We start from the raw sequence: 19,026 nt of genomic DNA on the forward strand, positions 1-19,026 counted from the left end.
TGGGAACCCCGAAGCCGACGGGCCGGAAAAACCCGGAATCTGACAGGAGGCGGCGTGGGTCGTACCAGCGGTAGGTGGAGTCGGGGCCTGTTGGCCACCGGACTCGTGACAGCACTCGTGGTGGTGGCGGCACCCGCCCCCGCGCATGCCGGCGGCCTGGGAGACCTCGGCTCCTGGGTCCTGCGCAAGACGGTCACCGCCAAGGGCGTGCTGAAGCACGCCAAGGAACTACAGAAGATCGCGGACCGTAACGGGGGCAACCGGGCCTCGGGCGCCGCCGGCTACGACCGGTCGGTCGACTACGCGGAGAAGGTCTTCCGCAAGGCCGGCTACCGGGTGACCCGGCAGAAGTTCGACTTCCAGACCTTCCTGATCAACACCCCGTCCGAGCTGCAGCGGGTCTCGGCTTCGGCCGGCGACCTGCCACATCGGATCATGAGCTACACCGGCAGCGCCGACGTCACCGCGCCGGCCAGTGTGCCGGCCGGCGACGCCCAGGGCTGCGCCGCCGGCGACTTCGGCCCGGCGAACGTCGGCACGATCGTGCTGATCAGCCGGGGTACCTGCCCCTTCGGACAGAAGGCGGCCAACGCGGCGCAGGCCGGGGCGGCGGCCGCGGTCATCTACAACAACACCAGCGGCGACCTCTCCGGGACCCTCGGCAACGCGTACACCCTGGACTTCGCGGCGGTCGGCATCACCCAGGCGCTCGGCCAGGAACTCGTCGGCCAGGTCGCCGGCGGCCTCACCCTGCGGGTCTTCACCGACACCTACCGGGGCATGGCCAGCACCGAGAACATCTTCGCCGAGTCCCGCTGGGGCGACCCGGACAACGTGGTGATGGCCGGCGCCCACCTCGACTCGGTCCCCGAGGGACCGGGGATCAACGACAACGGCAGCGGCAGCGCCGCCCTGTTGGAGATCGCCGAACAGATGCGCTGGATCCCGACGAAGAACCGGATCCGGTTCGCGCTCTGGGGCGCCGAGGAGGCCAACCTGGTCGGCTCGACGTACTACGTGGCCAACCTCTCCCAGGCCGAGCAGGACCGGATCGCCCTCTACCTGAACTTCGACATGGTCGGCTCGCCGAACTACGTACGGTTCGTCTACGACGGTGACAACTCGGCCTTCCCGCCCGGCACCGGCTCCGCCGCCGGACCGCCCGGCTCCGGCGCGATCGAGGAGCTGTTCCACGACTACTTCGCGTCGCAGCGGCTCGACTCGGCCGAGACCCCGTTCTCCGGCCGCAGCGACTACGGACCGTTCATCGCGGCCGGGGTCGACATCCCGTCCGGCGGGCTCTTCACCGGAGCCGAGCTGATCAAGACGGCCGAGGAGGCCGCCGCCTACGGCGGCACGGCGGGCCAGCCGTACGACCCCTGCTACCACCAGCGCTGCGACGACATCAACAACGTCAGCGCCAAGGCGATCGACGAGATGTCGGACGCGATCGCCCACGCGATCATCACGTACGCCTTCGACACCCGCAGCCTGACCGCCCCGACGAACGCACCGGCCCGGGGCACCACCGCGCCGGCCGGCGGCGGTGGCGGTCTGCACGACGACCACGACGTCGCGATCTGACCGGGTGCGGACCAGACGGGGGCGGTGCGGCCGACGCGCCGCCCCCGTTCTCCGGTTATGCCGGGTTGTCGTCGTCGAGCCGCTGGCGGTTCGCCTCGATCCAGGCGTCCAGCGCCGCCGGGTCGCTCGGATCCACCCCGTCGGCGATGAGCTGCGCCACCGCCGCCGTCGCCGGACTGCGCCGCTCACCGGTGGTGTAGAGCCGGACGAACTCCGGCACCATCTCCTCGATAGCCTCGTCGGTCTGGCTGACCGCCTCGGCCGGCAGGCCGCGCAGTCGGGCGGCGTACCCGGCCCAGCCGCGGACCACCCGGGGCAGCAGCGCGGCGTCGTCCATGTCCAGTACGGCCCGCCGGTGCACCCAGTCGAGCAGGAAGAGACCGGCCACCGCCGGACTCCACCGCATCGGGTCCGGGTCCGGGAAGGACTCCGCGTGGTCCAGCACCAGGCTGAGGCAGAAGTGCAGGGAGGCGAGATCCGCCTCGGGCAGCCGGTCCAGCCCGAGCCGGGCCGCCTCCGGGGCGGAGAGGAAGGCACGGACCAGCCGGTCCCGGTCGGCGGCGGAGAGCGGTTCGGGCGTGCCGGTGTTGTTGCTGTCGTCGGGCAGGGTCGACGTCGGCAGCAGCGCCAGCCGGGCACCGACCAGGGCCCGGTCGGTGGCGAGCGAACCCTCCTGGGGCAGCGCCTCCAAGTCATCGGTGATGTCCAGATGCCGGGCCACCTCGCGGCGCAGCCGGGACGGGTCCTCCTCGCGGAACCAGGTCAGCGCGTCGTCGGCACACATCTGCCGGACCTGTTCCAGGATCCGCTCGGCCGGTCCACCGACAAAAACGTCCTTGGTGATGCCGATGTTGTGGTCGACCAGGGCCACCACGGCGTGCTCCGGCCCGCCCGAGGCGCTGTCGTCGTAGGCGAAGGTGGCGAGGTAGGAGGTCTGGTCACCGTACACGTCGCCGTAGGCGTAACTGCCGGTCAGCCGCACCTTGCCGAGCTGGTCGGACCAGGACGGCGCCTGCGTGCCGGGCTTGACCCCGGCGGCGCCGTCGGCATCCGGCACCAGGGCGGCGAAGACGGTCCGGATGGTGGTCGCGGCGGCGGTCCGACGGCGGGCGGTCGCGGAAAGGAAGTCGCTGACGAAGGTGCGCACCACACCATTGCGGTCCTCGTCCGCGATGGCGTAGACGCTGCCCAGCAGCGCCGCCCCGAGCATTTCCGCGTCCAGGGCGCAGTCGAGCTTCGCCACGTCACGTGCGGCGTGCAGTACGGCGTCAAAGGGGTTCTGCGGCGGGGCCATGCTCCGACCCTACGCCCGCCGGCCGCCGTCCAACACCAGCAGCGCGCCGGGCACGTTCAGCGGGGGCCGGCGGCGACGGCCAGCGTGGCCCGGGCCTCGGCGTACGCCCGCAGCACCACCCGGACCGGCACGATGACGTACCGCTGGGCGGTCTCGGCCACCGCGTCGTGCATCCGCCCCTCGGCCCGCCACCGCGCCCGACGCGCGGCCCAGCGGATCACTGGTCTGGTCAGCAGGGCCAGCGCCACCCCGGACAGCAGCCCGCCGAGCAGCAGCAGACTGGGCAGCGGGGCGACGCCGACCATCGGGTATTCCAGTGGGGGAAAGCCGAGGGCGCGGACCGCGTAGCCGAGCAGCAGCCAACCGAGTCCGACCGCCGCGGTGACGGTGACCAGCCACTGCAGTCCGTTGACCGCCCGCCACCAGGCGGGGGCGCGGGGCAGCCCGAGGTCGGTGCCGGCGACCGCCCGGTCGAGTGCGTCCGGCAGGTCGGTGAGCCGGGACCGGGCAGCCGCGGTCACCGCCGTCGACCACGGGGTCGGCAGCGCCGCGCCGGCCCGTTCGGCGACCGCCCGGACGGCCAGTCCGACCGCGGCGAGCTGTGCCGCGGTCGGCTCCGGTACCGAGGTCGCCGGCACCGGGGGCAGGATTCCGTTCGAGGCCAGACTGTCCCGCTCTCCGTCCGACGACGGGGTGTCGCCGGCGGCGCCGGCCAGGTGCAGTCGACGCAGCGGATCCGGCCGCAGCCGGCGCCAACCCCGGGCCAGCGGCCAGCCGGTCGCCGCGACCGCCCGGTGCCGGTACGCCTGCTCGGTCGCCTCGGCCACCGCCGGCACCCCGGCCGCGCCGGCGAGCGCGTCGATCAGCCGGCGCATCGTCGGCCGGTCGAGGTCCTCCTCGGCGGGGGCGGTGCCGACCAGTTCGCCGAGTCCCTCGACCACCGCGTCGACGTCGCCGGAGAGCCGGCGCAGCGCCGCCCGTCGTTCGGCGACCGTCTGCTCCAGGGCGCCGCGCAGCGGCGCGGTGCCGGCGTCGGTGAGCGCCGAGGTGGCGAGCACCGGAACGCCGGCGAGGTCGTCGGCGTCGAGCAGCCGGTGCAGGTCGGCCACGACCCGGGGTACCTCGGCCGGCGGCAGCCGGTCCGCCTGGTTGAGTGCCACCACTGTGACGTCCCGGTGCCGGCGGAACTCCCGCAGGTAGCCGCGGTGCAGCACCCGGTCGGCGTACTTCTGCGGGTCGACCACCCAGACGACGAGGTCGACCAGGCCGAGCAGCCGGTCGACCTCCGCCCGGTGGGTGTGGTCGACCGAGTCGAAGTCGGGCAGGTCGAGCAGGATCAGCCCGTGCAGGGCGGCCTCGTCGGCCCCGTCCAGCGCGCTCTCCCGGACGAACCGGTGCCGGGGCAGTACGCCGACCCAGTCGAGCAGTTGGGTGGCGCCCTCCAGCGGCCCCCACACGCAGGCGTGGGTCACCCCGGTCGTCGGGCGTCGGACGCCGACCGGTGACATCTCGAACCGGGCCAGGGAGTTGAACAGGCTGGACTTGCCGCTGCCGGTGGTACCGGCGAGCGCGACCACGGTGTGGTTCGGGGAGAGCGCGAGTCGGGCGCCGGCGCGTTCGATCAGGGTGTGTGCCGCTACCAGCCGGTCGTCCGGGAGGTGGCCGTCGACGGCGCGGACGAACCGGTGCACCGCGTCCAGTCGTTCGAACAGCCGGTCGGGGTCGGACCGCTGGTCGGGCCGGCGGGTGTCGCGGACCCGGCCGAGGATGTCGGTCACCGGCCCGCCTCCGTGCCGTGCTGGCCGGCCAGGACGGCGGTGTCGGTGGTCAGCGCGGTCCGGGTACGGGCGGCGTCGACCGAGGCGGCCGTCGTCCGGAGCCGTTCACCAGGACCGGCGTCGACCCCGACCGCGGCGGTCCGGGCCAGGTACCGGGCCGCCTCCTCGTGCAGGAGCTGGTCGACCAGGTCCAGCAGTCGGCCGCGGGCCCGGGTGGCGAGGCTGCGGATGGCCTGGTCGCCGAAGATCGCTTCGAGGACCTTCTGTGCGGCCACGGTGGTGCCCCCGGCCGCCGCCACCTCCAGCCCGGTCGGGATGAACGCGGTGGAGGCGAACACCGCGATCATGACGGCGAGCCCGGTGGCGTTGACCGCGTACGCCGCACCGCGCGCCACGAACCGTTTGTCGCCGCCCTGGGTACGGACCAGCTCCAGTACGCCGCGCTGCCAGTCGCGGACCAGGCGTTCCGCCCGTTCGGGCAGGTCCGCGCCCGGCCGGGCCAGATCGGAGGTGAGCAGGGCGTCGCCGGCCGGATGGGCCTGCCAGGCGGTGTGGCTCTGCTCGGCCCCGGCGGCCGCCGCCTCCCGCAGCAGCGTGACCAGCTGGGACTCGATCGCGGTCTGGAGTTGGGTGTTCGGGGCGGGGCGCCCGGTCGCGGCCGCGACGAGCCGGTCCCGGAGTCGGCCGATCCACGCCTCCAGGCTGCGGAACAGTTCGCCGGTGCCGACGAACTCCTGCCAGCGGGTCAGCACCTCGCCTCGGAGCAGCCGGCCGTCGCGCAGGCTCTGCTCGACCGAGCGCCGGGCGGTCCGGTACGCCGCCCGGACCCGTTCGTCCAACGCCTCGGCGGCTTGGACCTGCTGGTCGGCGGCGGTGGCCAGCCCGTCGACCGCCGGGATGAGCGCGGCGATGGCACCGTCGAGGGTCTGCCGGATCACCGCCGAGCGGGCGTCCGCGTCGGCGGCGAGCCGGTTGAACCAGGCGCGCAGCGGCTCGGTGAGCCGGCCGGGGAGCAGCCCCTGCCCGTCGACCACGGTCTCCGGCAGGACGAACAGGGGCGCGCCGGCCAGGTCGTTGGCGGCCAGCATCCCGGTCAGGTGTTCGGTCACCTCGGTGCTGGCCGCCGGGGGTACCCGGTCGAGGACCAGGGCGATCACCGTGCCACGCAGTCGTGCCGTACGCAGCAGTTCCCAGGGGACGGCGTCGGCGTACCGGGCCGCGGTCGTGACGAAGAGCCAGAGGTCGGCGGCGGCGAGCAGTTGGGCGGCGAGGGCCCGGTTGGCGTCGACCACCGAGTCGATGTCGGGCGCGTCAAGGAAGGCGAGCCCGGCCGGGAGGGCGGGCGCGGCGACCAGTTGTACGGCGTCCGGCCGGTCGGTCGGTTCGCTGGTCCGGGTCAGTCCGGGCAGCAGCTCGCCCCGCCGGAACCAGGTCGTGTCGAGCGGGCTGCAGACCAGCACCGGTGACCGGGTGGTCGGCCGGAGGACGCCGACCGCGCTGACCCGGGCCTGGACCAGGCTGTTGACAAGCGTCGACTTGCCGGCGCCGGTGGAGCCGCCGACCACGACCAGCAGCGGCGCGTCGAGTCGGGAGAGCCGGGGCAGGAGGTAGTCGTCGAGTTGGCCGACGAGTGCGGTGGCGACCCGGCGGGCCTCGTCGACCCCGGGCAGGGTCAACGGGTACGAGGTCGTGTTGATCGCGGCCCGCAGGTCGACGAGGGCCCGGCGCAGATCGGGTGCGGTCACCGGCCCGGCGGCGCCGGTGCCCGTGCTGCCGCTGGTATTGCTGGTGCCGTTGGTATTGCTGGTGCCGGTGGGGCCGGTGGTGCTTGTGTCGCCCCTGGGGCCGGCGGTGCTTGTGTTGCCGGCGGCGGTGGTACCGCCCTGGTCGGGGCGCTCGTCACCGTCGGGCGGTGGCGTTCCGACCGTGGGCATGCCGAGGCCGGTGGCCGGATCGCCATGGGTCGTCACGGGTAAAGACTGCCCGATCCCTGCAACACAGACAACAGGCACCGTTGTTATGGATCAGCGCCTCGCCGGCCCGGTCGGCCCGGCACCCGTCGTGACCCCGGTCGATGTCGATCTGGGGCCGGACGTCCCCGCTCGTACGATCCGACGGGTGGTTGCGTCGATGTGACTCAAGTCTGACTTTGATGTTGTCGGCGATCGTGGCACTATTGAGTCCGGTCCACTCAACTTGTGGTGGGTGTCTCGCGGGCGGTGCCCGTCACCTGCCGAGTAACGAAGCGAGGAAGCGAAGATGGCACGTGCGGTCGGAATCGACCTCGGCACGACGAACTCCTGCGTCAGCGTTCTCGAGGGCGGTGAGCCCACTGTCATCGCGAACGCCGAGGGCTCGCGGACGACTCCTTCGATCGTCGCGTTCGCCCGCAACGGTGAGGTGCTCGTCGGCGAGGTCGCCAAGCGTCAGGCGGTGACCAACCCGGACCGGACCATCCGGTCGGTCAAGCGGGAGGTCGGCACCAACTGGTCCGTCGACATCGACGGCAAGAAGTACACCCCCCAGGAGATCTCCGCCCGGACCCTGATGAAGCTCAAGCGGGACGCCGAGGCGTACCTGGGCGAGCGGATCACCGACGCGGTGATCACCGTGCCGGCGTACTTCAACGACGCCCAGCGGCAGGCCACCAAGGAGGCCGGGGAGATCGCCGGCTTCAACGTGCTGCGGATCGTGAACGAGCCGACCGCGGCGGCGCTGGCGTACGGCCTGGACAAGGGTTCCAAGGAACAGACCGTCCTGGTCTTCGACCTCGGTGGCGGCACCTTCGACGTGTCGCTGCTGGAACTGGCCGAGGGTGTCATCGAGGTGAAGTCGACAAGCGGTGACAACCACCTCGGCGGTGACGACTGGGACCAGCGGATCATGGACCACCTGGTCAAGACCTTCCGCGGCCAGCACGGCGTCGACCTGGCGCAGGACAAGATGGCGATGCAGCGGCTCCGCGAGGCCGCCGAGAAGGCCAAGATCGAGCTGTCCGCCGCCACCACCACCAGCATCAACCTGCCGTACATCACGGCCGGGCCGGCCGGTGCCGACGGCACCCCGTCCGCGCCGCTGCACCTCGACGTGACCCTGACCCGGGCCGAGTTCCAGCGGATGACCCAGGACCTGCTGGACCGCTGCAAGGGCCCGTTCGAGCAGGCGATCAAGGACGCCGGGATCAAGGTCTCCGACGTCGACCACGTCATCCTGGTCGGCGGCTCGACCCGGATGCCGGCCGTCTCCGACCTGGTCAAGCAGCTCACCGGCCGGGAGCCGAACAAGGGCGTGAACCCGGACGAGGTCGTCGCGGTCGGCGCCGCGCTGCAGGCCGGCGTGCTCAAGGGCGAGGTCAAGGACGTCCTGCTGCTCGACGTGACCCCGCTGTCGCTGGGCATCGAGACCAAGGGCGGCATCTTCACCAAGCTGATCGAGCGCAACACCACCATCCCGACCAAGCGCTCCGAGGTCTTCACCACGGCCGACGACAATCAGCCGTCCGTGCTGATCCAGGTCTTCCAGGGTGAGCGCGACATCGCCGCGTACAACAAGAAGCTCGGCACGTTCGAGCTGACCGGGCTGCCGCCCGCGCCGCGCGGGGTGCCGCAGATCGAGGTCACCTTCGACATCGACGCGAACGGCATCGTGCACGTCAACGCGAAGGACCTCGGCACCGGCAAGGAGCAGTCGATGACGATCACCGGCGGCTCGGCGCTGCCGAAGGACGACATCGAGCGGATGATGCGGGACGCCCAGGACCACGCCGACGAGGACAAGCGGCGGCGCGAGGAGGCGGAGACCCGCAACCAGGCCGAGCAGCTGCAGTGGCAGACCGAGAAGTTCCTCGCGGAGAGCGGCGACAAGCTGCCGGGCGAGTCCCGGGACCAGCTCAACGAGGCCCTGGGCGAGCTGCGGGCCGCGCTCGGCGGGACCGACCTGGAGAAGGTCAAGACGGCGCACGAGAACCTGGCGAAGGTCTCCCAGCAGGCCGGCTCGCTGCTCTACGCGCAGCAGGGCGAGCAGGGACAGCAGGCTCCGGGTGGGGCCGGCGACGCCGGGCCGACCGGTGGCCCGAAGGGCGGCGCCGACGACGTGGTGGACGCGGAGATCGTCGACGAGGATGACAAGAAGTGACCCGTCAGCTCCACGTCCGGGTAGGCCGTACGCACAACGGATCGAGGTAGTCGCATGACGGAAAAGCCACGAGCCGCCGATCCGGAGACCACCGGATCGACGCCGGGTGGCTCCGCGCCCGACGGCGGCACCGACGAGCGCATCGTCATCCGGGACAAGCGGAAGATCAACGTCGCCGGGTCGACCGGGACGACGGGCCAGACCAACGGCGCCAAGCCGGCGGTGAAGGACCCGAATCCCGACCCGGAGCCGTCGGCCGTCGACGCGGAGCCGGTCGTCGCCGCCGGTGAGGTCGACGACACCGGGTCCACGGACGCCGCCGTCGCGGTGGACGACGCGACGGCGCCCGACGGCGGTCCGGAGGTGCCCGACTCGACGGCGACCGACGCCGACGAGACCGACCGGGCCGACGCCGGTCCGGCCGGCGAACCAGGCAGCCCGGTGGTCGACGACGCCGAGATCGCCGAGGTGCTGGAGGCGGAGCAGCCGTCCGGCACCGAGGGGCCGGTGGTGGACGCCCCGGCCGAACCGGTCACCGAGCCGGTCGACGAGCAGCCCGCTCCGCTGCGCGCCGAACTGGGAGCGCTCCGGGCCGAACTCGACGAGCGGACCCGGGACCTGCAACGGGTGACGGCGGAGTACGCCAACTACCGCAAGCGGGTGGACCGGGACCGGGGTTCGGCGGCGAAGGAGACCACCGGCAAGGTGCTGACCGCGCTGCTGCCCGTACTCGACGACCTGGACCGGGCCCGCGAACACGGTGACCTGGTCGGGCCCTTCGGTACGGTGGCCGAGCAGCTGATCGGCACCCTGACGAAGCTCGGTCTCACCCCGTTCGGCGAGAAGGGCGACCCGTTCGACCCGAACCGGCACGAGGCGGTTGCGCACCTGACCTCGGCCGACGTGACCGAGCCGACCTGCGTCGACGTGATGCGGCGCGGCTACGAATTCGGTGACAAGGTGCTCCGGGCCGCGCTGGTCGCGGTCGCCGACCCGGAGTAGTCGGGCGCACCGCCCAGGTTGAGTGAGTGACCATGGTCGAGGTGCCACCACGGCGTCGTCCCTCCGGACGCGTACGGGTGGCACCTCGACCGTCAGACGGACGAGGGGAAAGGGGGTGGACGACCGATGAGTTCGAAGGACTGGCTGGAAAAGGACTTCTACGCCGTACTGGGGGTGGACAAGTCCGCCTCCGCTGACGAGATCAAGAAGTCCTACCGCAAACTGGCCCGGGAGTTGCACCCCGACCGGAATCCGGGCGACGCGCCGGCCGAGGAACGCTTCAAGGCCGTCTCCGAGGCGTACGACGTCCTCTCCGACCCGCGCAAGCGCAAGGAGTACGACGAGATGCGCTCGCTGTTCGGCTCGGGCGCGTTCCGGCGCAACGCCCGGGCGGGCGGGCCGCCGGGCGGTTACCCGTTCGACGTCTCCGACCTCTTCGGCGGGATGGGGCAGGCCGGGGCGGGGGCGGGTGACCGCCGGTTCGGTGGGGCCGGGTTCTCCGACCTGTTCAGTTCGATCTTCTCCGGTGGCGGCGGGCCGACCCGGACGCGTGGTCCGGCCCGGGGCCGGGACGTCGAGGCCGAGGTGGTGCTCGGCTTCGACGAGGCGGTCCAGGGCGTGACGATGCCGTTGACGGTGCGCTCGCCCGGGGTCTGCGACACCTGTCACGGCAACGGTGCCAAGCCGGGCACCCTGCCCCGGGCCTGTCCGCAGTGTCACGGCTCCGGTCTGGTGACCCGCAACCAGGGCTCGTTCAGCTTTTCCGAGCCGTGCCGGGAGTGCCAGGGTGTCGGCACGATCGTGGACGAGAAGTGCCCGGAGTGCCGGGGCACCGGCGGGGTGACCAAGTCCCGCACGATCAACGTCCGGTTCCCGGCCGGGGTCGCCGACGGGCAACGGATCCGGCTCGCCGGCCGTGGCGAGCCGGGTGAGCGGGGCGGCCCCGCCGGTGACCTCTTCGTGCTGGTCAAGGTCCGCGACGACGACCTGTTCGGCCGCAGCGGCGACGACCTGACGCTGACCGTGCCGATCACCATCGCCGAGGCGGTGCTCGGCACGGACCTGCGGGTGCCCACGATGGACGGCGCGGTGACGCTCCGGGTGCCACCGGGGACCCCGAGCGGTCGTACCCTGCGGGCCCGTGGCCGGGGTGTGGTCCGCCGGGACGGCCAGGCCGGTGACCTGCTGGTCACCGTCGAGATCGTGGTGCCGGAGAAGCTGTCGGACGAGGCCCGCGAGGCGCTGGAGGCGTTCGCCGCCCAGACCCCGCAGGCGGGACGGGAACATCTCGACGCTCGGTTGCGTCGTTCCAACTGACCGGTTCCAGGTGGAGCCCGAAGCAGCGCGGAGGTGGGCTGAGGTGGCTGAGGAGTTTGTCGTCTCCATCGAGCAGGCGTCCGATGCCAAGGTGCTGATGATCTCGGTGGCGGCCCGGATGGCCGGCATGCACCCGCAGACCCTCCGCCAGTACGACCGGCTCGGGCTGGTCCAGCCCGGCCGGGCGCCGGGTGGCGGGCGGCGCTACAGCGTCCGGGACGTGGTGCTGCTCCGCGAGGTGCAGCGGCTCAGCCAGGAGGACGGGGTCAACCTGGCCGGCATCAAGCGGATCATCGCACTGGAGCAGTTCGTGGACGAACTGCAGCAGCGGATGGCCCAGCTGCAGGCGGAGCTGGAGACCGCGTACCGGCGGATGGCGGAACTGGAGGCGCTCGGCTTCGCCCGGCGTGACCTGGTCCCGACCAACCAGACCTCGACCGCGCTGGTCGTCTGGCGCCCGCGCCGCACCACCGACCCGTCGGCCTGACCGACCGTTGTCCGCCCGGCTCCCTGGTTCGGCCGCGGCCGTCCCGGGGGCTCGGTAATCTGCCTGGTAGTGCGGGTCGCCGCACGACCAGGCCACCGCTGTCTGGTGGCCCGGCGACGACCGGCGACCGCTGCGGCGGGGGCACCGGTGGGCCGGGATCCACGGGGGGTCCCGGCCCACCGTCGTGAACGGCCCACCGTCGTGAACGGCCCGGCTACAGGCGGCGGCCCTGCCGGACCAGGCCGCCCTCGCACCAGTCGTGGTACTGGAAGAGTTCCGGACGGGCCTGGAGCATCCGCGTGTTGTACGCCCAGATGGCCATCGGCTCGTCGCCGTGCTGCTCGGCCTGCTCGACGAGCTTGCGCAGCCGGCGGCGCGGATGGGCCCGGAACTTCGTCCGGATCCCGTCCGCCGCGTAGATGTAGAGGCAGTGCAGGGCGAACCGGCGGGCCGGACACGACGGGTCCATCGCCAGGTCGAAGAGGGTGGTGACCAGGTGGTCACCGGAGACCAGCAGGTCCCAGTCCTGGGGCATCGTGTGCAGCGGCACCGAGTCCGGCTCGTACGCCCAGGCCCGCAGCTCGGCGGGGGACGGGTCCACGGGATTGGCGAAGCCCCGAAACGTCGAGTCGTGCACGCTCAACGGGCCGCCCTTCCGCTCGCGTCATGGCTGGCCACCCGGCGCCGGCGGGGCCGGGCAGCTGCCGCGGCGACACGGTAACGCGCTGTGGCCGGGCAGCAGAAGGGCAGCCACCGGCTATTTCATCAACCCGTTACCTGCCCTGGTCACCCGCCCCGGCGCCGTCGGCGCGAAATGGCCGACCGGCACGGTTCACTCGGTGGCGACGACCGGCGGCCGGGGGCCGGCTGCCTGCTTGCGCAGCCAGCGCTTGAACCAGCCGAAGTCCGGCAACCGGGCCAACATCGGACCGGTCACCACGGTGACCAGGACGTACGCCGTGGCGAGCGGACCGAGCTGCGGGTTGACGACGCTGGCGCTCACGGCCAGGCCGGCGATGACGATCGAGAACTCGCCGCGCGGCATCAGCGCCAGGCCGGTACGCCATCGACCGGGCAGGCCGATCCCGGCCCGCTTCGCGGCGATGTACCCGGTGAGCACCTTCGTCGCCATGGTGACCACGGCCAGCGCGATCGCCGGCAGCAGCACCGGTGGGATGTCCCGGGGGTCGGTGTGCAGGCCGAAGAAGACGAAGAAGACCGCGGCGAAGAGGTCCCGCAGCGGCGAGAGCAGCTCCGTGGCGTTGTGCGCCACCGGCCCGGAGAGCGCGATGCCGACCAGGAACGCGCCGACCGCGGCCGAGACCTGCAGCCCGGCGGCGAGCCCGGCGACCAGCAGGGTCAGCCCGAGGACGCCGAGCAGGAGCGCCTCCGGATCCTGGGGGGAGAACATCCGGGAGATGCCGTTGCCGTACCGGATCGCCACCACCAGCACGACGACCACGGTGGCGACCGCGATCACCAGCGCGATACCGCCGCCGAGCAGGCCCTTACCGCCGAGGATCGCGGTCACCAGCGGCAGGTAGAGCGCCATCGCGAGGTCCTCGATGACCAGGATCGACAGGATGACCGGGGTCTCCCGGTTACCGAGGCGGCCCAGGTCGGCCAGGACCTTGGCGATGACGCCGGACGAGGAGACCCAGGTGACGCCGCCGAGGACGATCGCGCCCACCCAGCCCCAGCCGAGCAGGAAGCCGAAGGCGACGCCGGGCAACGCGTTGAGCAGCCCGTCGACCAGACCGGCCGGGGCGGCGGCCCGGAGGTTGCCGACCAGTTCGTTGGCCGAGTACTCCAGACCGAGCATGACCAGCAGCAGGATCACGCCGATCTCGGCGCCGACCTGGAAGAACTCCTCACTGGCGTTCAGCGGCAACACCCCGCCGTGCCCGAAGGCGAGCCCGGCGAGCAGGTACAGCGGGATCGGTGAGAGTCCGAACCGCCGGCTGAGCCGGCCGAGCATGCCGAGGGCGAGCAGCAGCGCACCGACCTCGATGAGCAGGATCGTGGTGTGGTGCATACGCGTCAGCCGTCCGGGTCGGTCTCGGCGAGGATCGCGGTGACGCCGTCGAGACCCTGGCGGGTCCCGACCACGACCACCACGTCGCCGGTCTCGAACCGGAAGGTGGGCTCCGGGGAGGGGATGACCTCACGTTCCCGGAGTACCGCGACGATGGACGCCCCGGTACGGGTGCGAGTCTGTGTGTCGCCCAGCTGGCGACCGACGTACCGTGAACCGGCCGGGATCGAGATCTGCTCGGTGAGCAGCCCGGCGGCCTGCTGACGCAGCCCGGAGAGCTGACCCAACATCAGCGACGCGCCGAGGATGTCGGCCAGCGCCTCCGCCTCGTCGTCGGTGAGCGGGATGTCGGCGGTGCAGGCGTCCGGATCGTCCGGATCGTAGAGCACCAGATCTCGTCGGCCATTGCGGTGTGTCACCACACCGAGCCGGCGGCCGGAGGTGGTCACCACGTCGTGGCGTACGCCGATCCCGGGTAGGGCCGTCTGTTCCACACGTACTCGCACCCGGGCAACGGTACCGTGCTGGTCTGAGCGCCGGACACTGTGTCCGGCGGGCCTGTCGGAGCCCGCCGGGAACCGCGGGGAGGGGGCGTGGCTCGATCCCGGGGGAGGTGCGTGATGCGGATTCGGGGCGGCCGGGTCGACGCCGGCCGGGCGGGTGCCACGATCGCCGTACTGGCCCTGGTCGGGGCGCTGCTCGTCGGCTGTTCGATCGGCGACGTACGGCGTACTCCGCCGGCCCCGGTCCGGTCGACGGGGGCCGGCGACGGCGTACCGCCGGTTGTCGAGCGGGCGGTGCGGGTGTCGGTGCCGGCGTCCGCCCGGCTGCGGCAGATCGAGTTCGTCGACGCCGACCGCGGCTACGCCCTCTTTGTGGTCGGCGCCGCCGACCCGGCACCGACCGGCGCCGCCGAACCCGACGCGCCGGTCTCCTCCGGCCTGCTGCTCGGCACCGTCGACGGCGGACGGTCCTGGCAACCGGTACGGCATCCCCCGCTGGCCGGCCACCCACAACTCGACGCCGGATTCGGGCTGCTGGTCCTCTCGGTCGGGGCGAACGTCTGGTACGTCTCCGCCGACCACGGCCGGACCTTCCGCCGGTACGACGGTGAGCGCCCGCCGACCGCGTACCACCAGCTCGACGGCCGGTTCCAGATCTGCTGCGAGGATGACGTCCGGCCGAAGGTGGTGGAGTGGGTCGGCGACCGGCTCCACCCGGTGCCGGCGCAGCCGGCGTTGCCGGTGCTCGGCTCGGTCGGCCACGGCGGGGACCGGCTGGTCGCCGCCGGGGTGTCGGACGGCCGACCGTACGTCTGTGTCTCGGCCGACGCCGGGCGCAGTTGGCAACCGGCGGTGCCGCTCGGCGAGGACCGGAGCCGTTCGCTGGTCCGGGCGGCGGTGGCGCAGGACGGCGATGCCTGGCTGATCGGGTACGCGGACGACCGGACGCTCTTTCCGACGCTGTGGCGGCGGGACGGGCCCGGTGAGGGGTGGAGCCTCGTCCGTCCGGTGGACCCGCCGGAGCGGTTCACCTCGGCGGTGCCGCTCGGCGACGGGCTGCTCGCGGTGACCGGCCCGGACGGTCCCGGTCTGGTCGGCCGCGGCAGCTATCTGCACCTGCCCTGGCCGGTCGGTGGGGCGTACCTGCGGATGCTGCCGGACGGCACGCTCTTCGCCGCGGATCCGCCGACCGGGCGGGCTTGGCTCGGGTCGGGACGCGGCACCGAGCGGCGCTGGGTGACGGTGCGGCTGCACCAGGGGTGATCGACATCACCGTCGGGAAGTTGAGTGGAATACACTCAACTCTGGTTGTGTCGTCACCAGTGGAGGTCGCCCCGCCGTCCGGCGGCGGCGGTCGTCACGCTGTCGGTGCCGGTCCGTCTCCACGACCGGCGGGACCGTATGGGGAGTTCATGAACGCCGAACGTCTCACCACCAAGAGTCGCGAAGTCATCACCGGCGCGGTCGCGACGGCCAACCAGCGCGGCCACGCCACCGTCGAGCCGTGGCACCTGCTGCTCTCCCTGCTGGACACCGGTGGGTCGACCGCGGCCGGGCTGCTGCGCGCGGTCGGGGCCAACCCGGCCGACGTCCGGCGGGCCGCCGCCCGGGCCGTGGAGACCCAGCCGGCCGCTCGGGGCTCCAGCGTCGCCGAGCCGAGCCTGGCCCGCGAGTTCGTCAACGCGATCGGCGCGGCCGAGCAGATCGCCCGGCCGCTCGGCGACGAGTACACCTCCACCGAGCACCTGCTGGCCGGGCTGGCCCGGGTCGGCGGCGCGGTCGCGAAGCTCCTCCAGGAGGCGGGTGCCACCGAGGAGGACCTGGTCGCCGCCTTCCCGGCGGTACGCGGCGGGGACCGGCGGGTCACCACCGCCGACCCGGAGCAGACCTACCAGGCCCTCGCCAAGTACGGCGTCGACCTCACCGAACGCGCCCGCGAAGGCAAGATCGACCCGGTGATCGGCCGGGACGCCGAGATCCGCCGGGTGGTCCAGGTGCTGTCCCGGCGTACCAAGAACAACCCGGTACTGATCGGCGAGCCCGGCGTCGGCAAGACCGCGATCGTCGAGGGGCTGGCCCAGCGGATCGTCGCCGGGGACGTACCCGAGTCACTGCGGGACAAGTTGCTCGTCTCGCTCGACCTCGGCGCGATGGTCGCCGGGGCGCAGTACCGGGGCCAGTTCGAGGAACGGCTCAAGTCGGTGCTGGAGGAGATCAAGAACTCCGACGGCCAGGTCATCACCTTCCTCGACGAGCTGCACACCGTGGTCGGCGCCGGCAAGGGCGAGGGCTCGATGGACGCCGGCAACATGCTCAAGCCGATGCTGGCCCGGGGCGAGCTGCGGATGGTCGGCGCGACCACCCTCGACGAGTACCGCGAGCACATCGAGAAGGACCCGGCACTGGAGCGCCGCTTCCAGCCGGTGCTGGTCGGCGAGCCGACCATCGAGGACACCATCGGCATCCTGCGCGGCCTCAAGGAGCGCTACGAGGTGCACCACGGCGTACGGATCACCGACGCCGCACTGGTCGCCGCCGCCAGCCTCTCCGACCGTTACATCACCGACCGGTTCCTGCCGGACAAGGCGATCGACCTGGTCGACGAGTCCGCCTCCCGGCTCCGCATGGAGATCGACTCCCGGCCGGTCGAGGTCGACGAGATCGAACGGGCGGTACGCCGGCTGGAGATCGAGGAGATGGCACTCGCCAAGGAGCCCGACCCGGCCTCGGCGGAGCGCCTCGATCGCCTCCGCCGCGAGCTGGCGGACAAGCGTGAGCAGCTCACCGCGCTCAGCGACCGGTGGAAGCTGGAGAAGGACCACATCACCCGGATCTCCACCGCCAAGGAGGAACTGGAACGGCTCGGCGGCGAGGCCGAACGCGCCGAGCGCGACGGCGAGCTGGAACGCGCCGCCGAGCTGCGCTACGGCCGGATCCCGGAGCTGAAGGCCGAGCTGACCCGGGCCGAGCAGGAACTCGCCGGGCTGCAGGCGGACGGCGCCATGCTCAAGGAGGAGGTCGGCGCCGACGACATCGCCGCCGTCGTCGCCTCCTGGACCGGCATCCCGGCCGGCCGGCTGATGGAGGGCGAGACCGCAAAGCTGCTCCGGATGGAGGACTCGCTCGGCACCCGGGTCGTCGGCCAGGCCCAGGCGGTCGCCGCGGTCTCCGACGCGGTCCGCCGGGCCCGCGCCGGGGTCGCCGACCCCGACCGGCCCACCGGTAGCTTCCTCTTCCTCGGCCCGACCGGTGTCGGCAAGACCGAGCTGGCCAAGGCGCTCGCCGGCTTCCTCTTCGACGACGAGCGGGCCATGGTACGGATCGACATGAGCGAGTACGGCGAGAAGCACTCCGTCGCCCGGCTGGTCGGCGCCCCGCCCGGCTACGTCGGGTACGAGGAGGGCGGCCAGCTCACCGAGGCGGTGCGTCGCCGGCCGTACTCGGTGATCCTGCTGGACGAGGTGGAGAAGGCGCACCCGGACGTCTTCGACGTACTGCTCCAGGTGCTCGACGACGGACGGCTGACCGACGGGCAGGGTCGTACCGTCGACTTCCGCAACGCGATCCTGATCCTCACCTCGAACCTCGGCTCGGCGGTCGTCTCCGACCTGACGCTCGGCGACGAGGAGCGTCGGGAGGCGGTGCTGGCGGTGGTCCGGTCGCACTTCAAGCCGGAGTTCCTGAACCGGCTGGACGACATCGTGGTCTTCGCCTCGCTCACCGGTCAGGAACTGCGCGGGATCGTGGACATCCAGCTCGACCGGCTGCGTCGCCGGCTCGCCGACCGCCGGCTCAGCCTGGAGGTCAGCGACCCGGCCCGGAACTGGCTGGCCGAGCACGGCTACGACCCGATCTACGGCGCCCGGCCGCTGCGTCGGCTGGTCCAGTCGGCGATCGGCGACCGGCTGGCCAAGGCGCTGCTCGCCGGCGAGGTGCGGGACGGCGACACGGTCCGGGTCGACCTGGCCGACGGCAAGGAGAGCCTGACCGTGGCCCGGGCCTGATCCGGACCGGTCGGGTCCGGGCCTGGTCCGGGCCGCGTCCGGGCCTGGTCCGGACCCGTCGGGTCCGGCGCCGGTCGGCCGGTACCGATACGGTGGTTTCCCGATCAGACCGCGACCCGCGGACAACGAACCAGGAGAGGAGAGCCGTGTCGGTACCAGCGAACCCGACTCCGCCGGCTCCGCCGGCACGTCCGGCCACCGTGACCATCTCCAGCTATCTCCTTTATCTGACCGCGCTCATGTTCGTGCTGATCGCGGTCGCCGGACTGGCCGCCGCCGGTCCGAGCGGCGAGGTGCTCGCCGACCTGTACGCCGGCACCGAGCTTGAGGGCACCGAAAACTTCGCGACCGTCGGCGGCATCGTCGGCGCGGTGGTGGAGCTGCTGCTGGCCGCGGGGCTGGTGGTCCTCGCCGTGCTCAACAACGGCGGTCGGAACGTCTCCCGGATCATCACCTGGGTGCTCGGCGGACTCGGCGTCCTGTGCTGCTTCGTACCGGGACTCGCCGGCACCGCGCTGAACGGCATGCTCAGCGGCGTCGGTGACACCGGTACGGCGAACGTACCGGACCCGCAGGAGATCCAGCGTCGGATCGACGAGGCGGTGCCGGGCTGGACCGGTCCGGTCAGCCTGACGGCCACCATCATCGGCCTGCTCGCACTGCTGGCGGCGGTGATCCTGCTCGCGCTACCGGCGTCCAACGACTACTTCCGCCGGCCGGCCGTGGCCGGCTGGGAACCGCCGCTGCCGGGCACGCCGTATCCGGGCCAGCCGTATCCGGGTCAGCCGTACCCGGGCCAGCAGCAGCCGCAGCCGGGCCAGCCGTATCCGGGTCAGCCGTACCCGGGCCAGCAGCAGCCGCAGCCGGGCCAGCCGTATCCGGGTCAGC

14 protein-coding genes are annotated in these 19,026 nt (G+C 72.5%); 8 read left to right on the forward strand and 6 right to left on the reverse strand.

Features of this window, described 5'->3' with window-relative positions; all coding sequences use genetic code 11:
- Positions 1-54: 54 nt before the first annotated feature.
- Positions 55-1,584, forward strand: coding sequence for a M28 family metallopeptidase (locus ABGB05_RS34575; RefSeq protein ID WP_347658188.1), 1,530 nt, complete (start codon positions 55-57; stop codon positions 1,582-1,584).
- Positions 1,585-1,639: 55 nt separating this feature from the next.
- Here the strand turns inward: ABGB05_RS34575 and ABGB05_RS34580 are convergent, their stop codons facing one another.
- Genes ABGB05_RS34580 through ABGB05_RS34590 form a run of 3 tightly spaced genes read right to left on the reverse strand, consistent with a single transcriptional unit; the run spans position 1,640 to position 6,626 of the window.
- Positions 1,640-2,878: a hypothetical protein gene (locus ABGB05_RS34580; protein WP_347658189.1), complete on the reverse strand. Its 1,239-nt coding sequence runs from the start codon at positions 2,876-2,878 to the stop codon at positions 1,640-1,642.
- Between the two features lie 56 nt (positions 2,879-2,934).
- On the reverse strand, positions 2,935-4,656 hold the full coding sequence (locus ABGB05_RS34585; RefSeq protein WP_347658190.1) for a GTPase: 1,722 nt from the start codon (positions 4,654-4,656) through the stop codon (positions 2,935-2,937).
- Complete coding sequence (locus tag ABGB05_RS34590; protein WP_347658191.1) at positions 4,653-6,626, reverse strand: ABC transporter; 1,974 nt, start codon at positions 6,624-6,626, stop codon at positions 4,653-4,655. The genes ABGB05_RS34585 and ABGB05_RS34590 overlap by 4 nt, the downstream gene beginning before the upstream one ends.
- Positions 6,627-6,915: 289 nt before the next feature.
- Here ABGB05_RS34590 and dnaK point away from each other — a divergent pair, with 289 nt between their 5' ends.
- The 4 genes from dnaK (at position 6,916) to ABGB05_RS34610 (ending at position 11,596) form a co-directional block, all read left to right on the forward strand.
- The gene (dnaK, locus tag ABGB05_RS34595; protein WP_347658192.1) at positions 6,916-8,790 is read left to right on the forward strand and encodes a molecular chaperone DnaK; all 1,875 of its coding nucleotides are present in this window, start codon (positions 6,916-6,918) and stop codon (positions 8,788-8,790) included.
- Between the two features lie 54 nt (positions 8,791-8,844).
- Positions 8,845-9,792, forward strand: a complete 948-nt coding sequence (gene grpE, locus ABGB05_RS34600; protein ID WP_347658193.1) for a nucleotide exchange factor GrpE — start codon at positions 8,845-8,847, stop codon at positions 9,790-9,792.
- 126 nt (positions 9,793-9,918) lie between these two features.
- A complete protein-coding gene (gene dnaJ, locus ABGB05_RS34605; protein ID WP_347658194.1) occupies positions 9,919-11,109 on the forward strand; it encodes a molecular chaperone DnaJ in 1,191 nt (396 codons plus the stop codon).
- Positions 11,110-11,152: 43 nt separating this feature from the next.
- Positions 11,153-11,596 (forward strand): helix-turn-helix transcriptional regulator, encoded by a 444-nt coding sequence (locus tag ABGB05_RS34610; protein ID WP_347658195.1) that lies wholly within the window; start codon positions 11,153-11,155, stop codon positions 11,594-11,596.
- A 214-nt stretch (positions 11,597-11,810) separates the two neighbouring features.
- On the opposite strand, the gene ABGB05_RS34615 is transcribed toward ABGB05_RS34610, so the two are convergent.
- The 3 genes from ABGB05_RS34615 to ABGB05_RS34625 all read right to left on the reverse strand — a co-directional run bounded on the left by ABGB05_RS34615 (position 11,811) and on the right by ABGB05_RS34625 (position 14,137).
- Entirely contained in the window at positions 11,811-12,239 is a 429-nt protein-coding gene (locus ABGB05_RS34615; RefSeq protein WP_347658197.1) for a hypothetical protein, read from the reverse strand.
- A gap of 189 nt (positions 12,240-12,428) precedes the next feature.
- A complete protein-coding gene (locus tag ABGB05_RS34620; RefSeq protein WP_347658199.1) occupies positions 12,429-13,631 on the reverse strand; it encodes a cation:proton antiporter in 1,203 nt (400 codons plus the stop codon).
- Between the two features lie 5 nt (positions 13,632-13,636).
- Positions 13,637-14,137: a TrkA C-terminal domain-containing protein gene (locus ABGB05_RS34625; protein WP_347658200.1), complete on the reverse strand. Its 501-nt coding sequence runs from the start codon at positions 14,135-14,137 to the stop codon at positions 13,637-13,639.
- A 114-nt stretch (positions 14,138-14,251) separates the two neighbouring features.
- Between ABGB05_RS34625 and ABGB05_RS34630 the strand changes: the two genes are divergently transcribed.
- The 3 genes from ABGB05_RS34630 to ABGB05_RS34640 form a co-directional block, all read left to right on the forward strand.
- Entirely contained in the window at positions 14,252-15,397 is a 1,146-nt protein-coding gene (locus ABGB05_RS34630; RefSeq protein ID WP_347658202.1) for a sialidase family protein, read from the forward strand.
- Between the two features lie 149 nt (positions 15,398-15,546).
- Complete coding sequence (gene clpB / locus ABGB05_RS34635; RefSeq protein WP_347658203.1) at positions 15,547-18,138, forward strand: ATP-dependent chaperone ClpB; 2,592 nt, start codon at positions 15,547-15,549, stop codon at positions 18,136-18,138.
- Between the two features lie 146 nt (positions 18,139-18,284).
- A partial coding sequence (locus tag ABGB05_RS34640) for a hypothetical protein (RefSeq protein WP_347658205.1) occupies positions 18,285-19,026 on the forward strand: 742 nt, incomplete at its 3' end.

The sequence above is a fragment of the Plantactinospora sp. B5E13 genome (assembly GCF_039871775.1).
Taxonomy (GTDB): domain Bacteria; phylum Actinomycetota; class Actinomycetes; order Mycobacteriales; family Micromonosporaceae; genus Plantactinospora.

What these genes read in the sequence shown, in the direction of transcription:
- ABGB05_RS34580 (WP_347658189.1), bottom strand. Translation starts at nt 2,878, where the DNA reads ATGGCCCCGCCGCAGAACCCCTTTGACGCCGTACTGCACGCCGCACGT.
- dnaK (WP_347658192.1), top strand. Translation starts at nt 6,916, where the DNA reads ATGGCACGTGCGGTCGGAATCGACCTCGGCACGACGAACTCCTGCGTC.
- grpE (WP_347658193.1), top strand. Translation starts at nt 8,845, where the DNA reads ATGACGGAAAAGCCACGAGCCGCCGATCCGGAGACCACCGGATCGACG.
- dnaJ (WP_347658194.1), top strand. Translation starts at nt 9,919, where the DNA reads ATGAGTTCGAAGGACTGGCTGGAAAAGGACTTCTACGCCGTACTGGGG.
- ABGB05_RS34620 (WP_347658199.1), bottom strand. Translation starts at nt 13,631, where the DNA reads ATGCACCACACCACGATCCTGCTCATCGAGGTCGGTGCGCTGCTGCTC.
- ABGB05_RS34630 (WP_347658202.1), top strand. Translation starts at nt 14,252, where the DNA reads ATGCGGATTCGGGGCGGCCGGGTCGACGCCGGCCGGGCGGGTGCCACG.
- clpB (WP_347658203.1), top strand. Translation starts at nt 15,547, where the DNA reads ATGAACGCCGAACGTCTCACCACCAAGAGTCGCGAAGTCATCACCGGC.